The sequence below is a fragment of the Acidovorax sp. KPB24-07 genome, from assembly GCF_057543315.1.
This window is the reverse complement of sequence record NZ_BAAJYS010000151.1, coordinates 1-8,800: the sequence shown is the minus strand read 5'-3', so window position 1 is coordinate 8,800 and position 8,800 is coordinate 1. Positions and strand designations below refer to the sequence as shown.

The 8,800-nt window shown below is 65.9% G+C and carries 7 protein-coding genes; 1 reads left to right on the top strand and 6 read right to left on the bottom strand.

What is annotated here, in order from left to right; all coding sequences use genetic code 11:
* The first annotated feature begins 2 nt into the window (after nt 1-2).
* A complete protein-coding gene (locus AC27IQ_RS15040) occupies nt 3-845 on the top strand; it encodes a LysR family transcriptional regulator (protein ID WP_487089939.1) in 843 nt (280 codons plus the stop codon).
* 52 nt (nt 846-897) lie between these two features.
* Here the strand turns inward: AC27IQ_RS15040 and AC27IQ_RS15035 are convergent, their stop codons facing one another.
* The 6 genes from AC27IQ_RS15035 to AC27IQ_RS15010 form a co-directional block, all read right to left on the bottom strand.
* The gene (locus AC27IQ_RS15035; protein ID WP_487089938.1) at nt 898-3,009 is read right to left on the bottom strand and encodes a hypothetical protein; all 2,112 of its coding nucleotides are present in this window, start codon (nt 3,007-3,009) and stop codon (nt 898-900) included.
* A 742-nt stretch (nt 3,010-3,751) separates the two neighbouring features.
* Complete coding sequence (locus AC27IQ_RS15030) at nt 3,752-4,423, bottom strand: histidine phosphatase family protein (protein ID WP_487089937.1); 672 nt, start codon at nt 4,421-4,423, stop codon at nt 3,752-3,754.
* Between the two features lie 141 nt (nt 4,424-4,564).
* Nucleotides 4,565-5,671, bottom strand: a complete 1,107-nt coding sequence (locus tag AC27IQ_RS15025; RefSeq protein ID WP_487089936.1) for a hypothetical protein — start codon at nt 5,669-5,671, stop codon at nt 4,565-4,567.
* A gap of 3 nt (nt 5,672-5,674) precedes the next feature.
* Nucleotides 5,675-6,820 (bottom strand): hypothetical protein, encoded by a 1,146-nt coding sequence (locus AC27IQ_RS15020; RefSeq protein WP_487089935.1) that lies wholly within the window; start codon nt 6,818-6,820, stop codon nt 5,675-5,677.
* A gap of 434 nt (nt 6,821-7,254) precedes the next feature.
* On the bottom strand, nt 7,255-8,211 hold the full coding sequence (locus AC27IQ_RS15015) for a threonine dehydratase (protein ID WP_284431407.1): 957 nt from the start codon (nt 8,209-8,211) through the stop codon (nt 7,255-7,257).
* 74 nt (nt 8,212-8,285) lie between these two features.
* Nucleotides 8,286-8,800, bottom strand: a 515-nt coding sequence (locus AC27IQ_RS15010; protein WP_487089934.1) for a LysE family translocator, incomplete at its 5' end; no start/stop codon positions are given.

Here is an 8,800-nt window from a genome sequence, read left to right as displayed (position 1 = left end):
CGGTGGCGGATGCCCTCAGCTTCCGGCAGGCCGCCGAAACCCTGCACCTGTCCCAGCCGCCGCTGAGCCGGGCCATCCGCGAGCTGGAGGAGCGGCTGGGAACGCGGCTCTTCGACCGCACCACCCAGGGCGTGGCGCTCACCGAGGCCGGGCGCCGGCTGCTGCCCTACGCGCGCCGCGTCGGCCAGTTGCTGCGCTATGCGCAAGCGGCGGTAGCGGCCCAGGGCATGCCGGCCACGCTGCGCCTGGGCCTGACGAGCGCGGTCGAGCCGGCCTGGTTCCGCGGGCTGGCGCAGCGGGTGCAGGCGGCGCAGTCGGGCACCACGGTGTCGGTGGTGTCCGATGCCTCGCCGAAGCTGGTGCGGCAACTGGGCGCTGGCAAACTGGATGCCGCCTTCGTCGCGCTGCCGACGCAGGCCCCCGGGCTCGACGTGCAGGAACTGGATCGCCTGCCCATGGTCGTAGCGATGCCGTCGTCCCACCCGCTGGCCCGGCGCAGGTCGGTTCGCCTCGCCGACCTGGCGAGCGAGGCGCTCTTTTGGTTCGAGCGCGCGCGCCAGCCCGCGTTCTACGACCACTGCCAGCAGGTGTTTTCGCGCCATGGGTTCGCCGCACCGAAGCTGCGGGAGCCGGCGGACCACCATGTCCTGCTGGCGGAGGTGGCCAGCGGGCGCGGCATGGCGCTGCTGCCCCGGTCGTTCACCGCGCTGCGGCGGCCCGGTGTGGTGTACCGGGCGCTGGCCGAGGGCGAGGCGCTGGCGGTCGGCATCGGGCTGGCGACGCGGGAGGGCCGGCAGCCGCTGCGCGATGTGCTGATCGCGGCGGCGGGTGTGGCCCCTGCCTGAGCGCCACTGGTTCGTCAGAAGGGGCGGTTCAATCCAGTCCCCCCTTTCCCGCTCACGCTTGTGCCACGTCCGCGACGCGCACTTGCCGCTCGCGGTCACGAACGCGTGCCGCCTGCATTTCCGTGGCGAGCAGGGTACCGCGCACTGCAGTGGCCTGTGTTTGCGCTTGCTTCATGCAGTAGTGCGCGAAAGGCCGGGCGGTGTGTTCCGGGCTGTGCGCCTTGCCGGTCTGGGATACCAGGAAGTGCTGCCTGACGGACTGCAGCAGCAGCGGGGCAGAAGGGCCATCGATCAAATTCATCTGAAGATCACCGTGGAGCGACTGCAGCATGTGCAATTGGGTCTGGTCGTCGGCGCGGGCCTTGCGAAGCTTGGCTGAAAGGGATGCCGGCGTTTCCAGGGATTCTGCGGATGCAGAGGGCAGAAGGCTTGCGTCGGAGCCGGCCAGCAAGTCCTCCAGGTCCCGCAGCGATTCGCGGGCATCCAACTTGGTTTCCCGGTATCTCTTTTGCAGATCGACCGCGGTCCGCATGTAATCCACCTGTATTTGCCTGGACTGCGGAGAGTCCAGCCACTGCGCCAGCACGGTCTCGGTGAGTCGGCCTGTCTTGCTTGCGTGCGCCTGGCGGGCCTGGTCACGCGCTTCACGCGGCTTGTGGCCGGTCAGCAGCGACTTTCCGTAGGCCAGCCCGCCGTGCAGGACAGCCTTGGCCTCGCGTTGCACGGAACGCTTGTGCGTGGGCGCCGCGGGAGGGGCTTGATCGGTGGAGCGGCCCTTGTCCTTGTAGCGCTTTTGCAGGCTCTCTGCCGCTTGCCGAAGAAACCCGCCCAGTGCGCGCTCGTGGCCATCGGTGGCTTGGTAGAGGGCGCTGCGCAGCACAAATCCCTGGGGCTCAGCGGGCACTGGGCCGGCATGCTGCATCGGCGACGGTGGGGCATGCGACGAAATCTCCGTCCCGGATTCGATGCCCGAATCCGCGTGCATGGATGCCTCTGTTTCGTCCAGATCCGATGGCGTTTCCGGCAGCGCCGAGGCATAGGACGAAATTTCCGATCGGGAATCGATATCCGAATCCGCAGGCAGGGATGGAGCGGTGTCGTCTGGTTCCGATAGCCTTCGCGAGAGCGCCGACGCATAGGACGAAATTTCGGTTGGGGATTCAGCGTCCGAATCCGCGTGGATGGATGGAACGGTGCCCTCCTGCGCTGCTGGCGTTTCCGCCAGCGCCGACGGCCCCCTGCGGGTTGCTGCCGGCAGTAGGTCCGCCATGGCAAGGAAGGCCCGGTCGATGCCCGCCGCGTCCTCGCGATCATAGTTTCGATATCGCTTGACCTTGCCGTGGGTGAGCACGAACTGGTGCGAGCCGACGCCCATGGTCACAGCGCCCAGCAGCCCGACGCCGATCAGCAGGCCAAGGCCGACGGGTCCAGCCACGGCGCTGGCGCCCGCCACCGTTGCGATGCCGACGCCCACCTTGGCCGCGGTGCTGGCGGTGTAAGTCACGCCGCCAACGACGAATCCCTTGTTCCAGTTGTTGAACCCGTTCACGAAGCGGTTGCGCTGGTCGAACTTGGTTTTCAGGAAATCATGGTATTGCTTTGTTTCTCCACTCAGCCCCTTGGCACTCACGCCGTCCAGAAAAGCGCTGACACGCTTGAAGTCGGCACGAAAACGCTTCTTTTCCACGTGCGACTGGTGCAGAAAAACTCCGCCCAGCACCGTCGCCATCACGCTGGCAGCGGGCCCGAGGACGAAGGTGCTGGCGACCGTGGCGGCCGACGCCGCGCCGGCTGCACTGGCGCTGTGAGCGACCAGATTGGCGGCATTGGCATGGCCCGAAGCGATCGACAGGCCCGCCTGCACCGAGGTTTCCACTGCAGTTTTGGCGAAGATCAGACTGGCCGAAGTGACGGATGCACCCGCGACGCGGCCGTCGTGCCGGTTGATGAGCTGCTGGTGGGCCACGTCGTCGATGGTCTGGTCCAGCGCAAGCGTCTGGGCTTGAACCGCCGCCTGCGCGGGGCCGGATTGCGCCGCGGCGGGCAGGCTGTCGCGCTGATGCTGCAGCGCATCCTTTTGTTGTTCGAGGATCGTGCGCTGCTCGGCCACCTCGCGCAATTCCCGGTAGCCGGTGTGTATCGCCAACGCCGACAGCGGCAGCATGGCCGCGCCCAGTCCCAGGGTGGTCGCAAGGTCGCTCACGCCACTGGGCGTGCCTTCTTCTGCAAGCTTGTGCAGCGCATCGGCATGGGGGGCCGCGTCTTCCGTGCCGACGCTGGCGCCATGGCGGTTGCCTGCGTCCGCGCCCTGCTGCGCAGTGGCCTGGGACGGATCCTGGGCATGGTGCCCTTCCGCTCCGCTGGCGGACGTGCCTCCGTCCGCGCCTTCCGCGGAGGTTTCTCCCCCTTGCTCGCCGTTCACGCCCTCCGTTCCCAATTCCACGGCTTTCTCGGATGCCCCGTGCAATGGATCGGTCATGTACTTCACGGCGGCCAGGAGATTGGAGCCAGCCTCCTCCGCATCGACGATCGCCAACGGCCTCAGTTCGGCATGGCGCTCCGTGTTGGGCTTGTGCCCGGCGTGCTCCCTGGCCTCCCGCATGGAGCGCAGTCCGAGCGGCCAGCCGTGTGACGATGACACCGAAGGGCGGCATGCTGTGGCGTTGGCGGGCTGGTGCGGCCGGGGAGGCAAGGGTTGGGGAGTGGGCGGTTTTGCAGCAAGTGCGCGAGTGGGCATGGTTTCACCAATAACAATGCACCAGAATCGCTGGCAAAGGGGTGGCGAGCGCTCGGTTGCGCGAAAGCGCGTCAGCGCATCCGAAGTTGCCTGCGTCGGCCTGGGTCGTCCACCTCCATGCAGGAAGAGGCGGGCAGAACAGGCTGCCAAGTGCCCGCGCAGTCCGCGCTCATGCGTGCGTCACCCAGCTCGCGTGTTCTTCGGTGTCCAGGTGCGGCAGCGTGTTGAAGGTCTGCATCATGAGCCGCTTGGGGGCGATGCTGAACTCGGTCACCGCGCTGTTGCGGATGCGCATGTTGAGCGCGATCGTCACTTCGGGCGGCGTGCTCAGCACCTCGCCCACGGCGGTGGAGATCGGCCCGCCGCTGGACACCAGCAGCACGTGGTGTCCCACGTGATGGCGGCGCACATGCTCCAGCGCCGCGCGGATGCCGCTGGAAAACGCCACCCAGCTGGGCATGCCCGCCGGGCTGATCGTGCCGCCCATCCACTGCGCCAGCGCATCGCACAGCAGCCGGAAGTGGTGCCGGTACCGCTCGGGCGTGTCGGGCGGGGGCAGCGGGTGGGGACGGATGGCGGCGATGAGCGCCGCGCTGTCGTACTCGTTCAGTGCGGGCAGGGCCAGTGGCTGCGGCGTGATCTGCAGGCCCTCGGCGATGCCCTCCAGCGTCTGCACATGGCGGCGCAGCGTGCCGGTGATCACCGCATCGAAGCGCACGTTGCGGGCCCGCCAGTACTCGCCCAGGCGCACCGCCTGCTCGCGCCCGCGCGGGCTCAGCTGGTCGTAGTCATCCGCGCCAAACGAGGCCTGGCCGTGGCGCACGAGGTAGAGGGTTCCCATGCCGGCGATTCTGGGCGGGGCCTGGGCGCGCCTTTGTCTCGCGGGTGACGAATGCTATTGTTTTAATAGCTGTATGCCGGCGTTTTCATTGTGCTGGCGGCCATTCCGATGCGGGTGTTGCGCAGAATCCGCAGCGGGGCGTCAACGGACCATATCCATCCGATCCAGGAGGTAGCGCAGATCGAACATCAGCGCCCTGGCCGCCAGGCGGTCGAGCGCTGGAGCGGGCGTGGCGCTGCGTTGTGCGGGTGTGCGCGGCAACGCGACCGAGGCTTGCGCGTCATCGTCTTCGCCGGCCTTGGCATCCACCAGATCGCGATGGTGATCGGTGCATTCCTTGCGCATCGCCGCGACGGCCGCGCGCGCGGTGGGCCGGTTGTTCATTTCCAGCGCGGGAATCAGAACGTCGAACTGACGGTTCAGTCTGGCCAGCACGTCGGCACTGGCGTGCCCGTACTTCGACCAGGATTGAACGTGGGTCCTCAGTCTGCGAGCCAGTTCCGCGCCGCTGTATGGTGCCGGCACGGCAATCACGGGGGCCAGAACGGGAACCAGGACGTAGTCCAGGTCCTGGATTTCGTCGATTTTCTGGCTCCAATAGGGCGTATCCGGCAGGTTATCCAGTCCCCAAGGCTCCGGGGTGGATCCCGTCAGCTTGGCGCGTGCCATGCCGGGCAACTCCGCCCGGGTCACGAGAAAGCCATCTTGTGTTTTTCCTGGAGAGATACCGTCCGGATCGGTGTCCTTCAAACCGGGTGTCCAGACGAAACTGGTCTGGCCCACATGCTCGTCAACGCGCAAGTTTCCACTCCAACCTTGGGGCGCTTTGATCACGCTGGCCTCGAAATTTCTCTTGGCAGTCAATTGATCCCAGTACTGCTGGGTCCACTTGTCATTTTCTGTTCGCGCGCTTGCCGTCACCGGTGGCAAATCCGGTATGGCGTATACCAAAGGAATTCCCCAGATTCGAAAGAGGTCGATTGACTGTTTTGCATCACGGCGGTTAACTAGTCGATAACGGTATGCGTATGCTGATCCGCTGGCTTGCACGATCGAATGGATGCTTGGCTTGATCGCATTCTGCTGAAAATAGGTTTTACTTACCCACTGCGCAGTTTCTGGATCCTGGTAGTAAAGCTTCCACGCATTTTTTGAGGCATCGAAGGTGGCGCTGTCTTGAGCGAGGGCCAAACCGGTGCACAGCGTTGGGGCCAGCAGCGCAGATCGGATGAGTTGGATAACGTTCATGGTTCAGTGCTCCGATTTGAAGCAGGCTTTCTGCTTTTCGAGAAATACGTGGAAGTGCGGTGCTGAGGCGTAATGATGAAGTATTGAGAAAGGAACTTCGGCTGCATGGGTCTCGCAAAACTTTTTGTAGAAATTATTCTGCTTGTCGGCAGGCACTGGATTTCTGGCGCGGGTGAACGAAATGTCAATTTCACGGCCATCACGATGCGCCGCGTGTGGCGCTCTCCAATTCGACGTAATGTCGTAGCGCCCTCCCCAAAACAAACTGGCATCGTTCAGGGCTACCGTACCCCAGCCTTCAGCAGCAAAAGACCCAATCAAACTCAGCAGATTTTGCAATGACTGTTGTGTCAGGTAATACTGATTGTGGTGATACCGCCCATTGCCCTGATGCGTCCTGTCCACGCTGGTCAGGGCATAGACAAAAGTGCCATCGGCGTTTTGCGGCGGATTCGGAGAAATGGGCAGCAGGTCTGCCACCTTGACCCTGATCTCTTTGGACGCCGGGCTGTTGGAACAAATGGCGCAAGCGACTTGCAGGGTATGAATTCCTGCCACTTCCGGGGCTTTGAAGGTGACTTTGACTTCGCCATTCGCGTCGGTGACGCCCTGGGTTCCGCTCAAAAGGCCCTTGGGCCGGGCCACGTCGTGGTGTTCATGCCCGCCGGAATGGGCAGTGACATCGACCGAGAATCCGAGCGCCACCCCGGGCTTGGCGGTGATGCTTTGAGTGACCTTGGCGATCAGCGTGATTTCGGCCGAGCCTCCCGTGTGGGCGGGGCGTGTTTCCGACGGCCCTGACAAGGTAACCACCGTGGGATATTGCTCGTAATGGCACCGGTTGATCGCCTCCCAATGGCGCCAGCCGTCGTCTGTCTCTTCGCAGGTATAGCCGGTTGCCGTATAGGGTGCGGGAGACAGCTGGCCGTTGCCGCCAAGGGTGCAGGCTTCCTGGACCGAGGGATAACAGCTTCTCCCATCGGCGCCCCTTCTTCCAACCGTCCAGCCTTGAACGGTGACCTGGGCCCAAACCGCGGGCACCGTCACGGCCACCAGCGCAAGAGAAAGCGCGCCCTTTCGCGCCAGGGATCGATGCATCGGCATTGGATTTCGTTGCGTAACTATTAAAAACGCACCGAAGGTTAACATGAATGCCTGCGCCGTTTCTGCCGCCTTGTTATCCGCTCCACGCGTTGGAAAAGGCTTTCGTGGGATCGGTTTGCAAGCCGCGACGCGCTGAAATGGGTAATGGGCTTGGGCGGTGTGGTCCTATGGGCGTTGGACCCGAAAACCCACGCAGGGAAGGCGCGGTGATATCCACGGCTTTTCTGCTGCACGGCGAACCGGGCCAGCGCAGCGCCGCAGGGGGATTGCCGCATCGGATGTCCCGGTCCATGGCCGTTTTGCCATCAGGGCTGCGTGGGCATGGTGCGGACGCGGACCCCAGAGCAGCCGCTATATTTTCAATAGCGTCATGCCGGCGTTTTCATTGTGCTGACGGCCCTTTTCAATGCGAATCCATCTGCGGAGGGGCCGCCCCTGCGCTGGCGAAAGGGGCCATGGAGATGGGAGGCGCTGGCCGATCACAGCACGCCGGAAAACATCGCCGCATCCACGTTGCCGCCCGTGAGCGCCAGCCCCACGGGCAGGCCGGTGAGCGATCCGCGCTCCTGCATCGCGGCGGCGAATGCGGCGGCGCCCGCGCCTTCGGCGACGTTGTGCGTGTCGGTGAACAGGGCGCGCATGGCGGCGGCCACTTCGGCGTCGGTCACCTTCACCACGTGGTCCAGGTGCGGCGCCAGGATGGCGAGCGCGGCCGGGTCGGCCACGCGGCAGGCCATGCCGTCCGCCAGTTGCGTGGTGACCGGGGCCTCGACCACGTGGCCGGCGGCGATGGAGTCGGCATACGTGGTGGCATGGGCGCTGACCACGCCGACGATGCGAACGCCGTGGCCCAGCGCGCGCTTGGCCGCGATGGCCGAGCACGCCCCCGACCCCTGGCCGATGGGCACGTAGGCGATCGCCATCTGCGGCACCGCGCGCAGGAATTCCCACCAGTACGTGGCCACGCCGCGCAGCAGATCGGCATGGAAGCTGGGCACCATGTGCGCGCCGCGGTCGGCCGCCAGTTGGATGGCGTGCTCGCGCGCCTCCTGGAAGTCGTCGCCATGCTCGATCAGGGTGACGCCCAGGGCGCGCATGGCGGCGTTCTTTTCCACCGAGTTGCCGCGCGGCACGACGATGGTGCAGGCCACGCCATGGCGGCGCGCGGCCCAGCCCATGCTCTGGCCGTGGTTGCCGCGCGTGGCGCTGACCACCTCGCGCGGCAGCGCGCCGCGCCGGGCGAGCTGGTCGAAGTACGTGAGCCCGCCGCGGATCTTGAAAGCGCCCACGGGCGTGTGGTTCTCGTGCTTGAGCCAGCATTCGGTGCCCAGCCGCTCGCCCAGCAGCGCCCAGCGGTACTGGGGCGTGGGGGCGAAGTCCGCGTACACCACCTGGGCGGCGGCCTCGATGTCGGCGAGCGTGGGGAGTGCGGCCATGGCGTGCAGGCCCGCGCTGTCCGTGGCGGGTGCCGATGCGGGAGCGAAGGCGTCGATGGCGGTGGTGGGGGCGTTCATGCGGTGGCTTTCTTTTCGGACAGGATGCGAAGCGCGAGCAGGCCGAGCACGGTGCCCATCACGTAGCGCTGGGCGCGCACCCAGCCCTCGCTGCGGTGCAGGAACCGGGCCACCTGGGCGGCGAACAGGATCAGCAGTGCGTTCACGGTGGCGCTGGTCGTGATCTGCACGGCCCCGAGCGTGAGGCTTTGCAGCAGCAGGTGGCCGCGTTCGGGGTGCAGGAACTGCGGGAAGAACGACAGGTAGAACATGGCGACCTTGGGGTTGAGCACGCTGGTCATGAAGCCCATGAGAAACAGCTTGCGCGGCGCGTCGTGCGGCAGGTCGCGGGCCTGGAACGGCGCGGAGCCGCCGGGCTTGACGGCCTGCCACGCCATCCACAGCAGGTACGCCGCGCCGGCGATGCGCAGCGCATCGAACGCCATGGGCACGGCGGCCAGCAGGGCCGACAGCCCGAGCGAGGCCGCCAGCAGGTGGGTGCCGAAGCCGGCCACCACGCCCAGCAGCGACA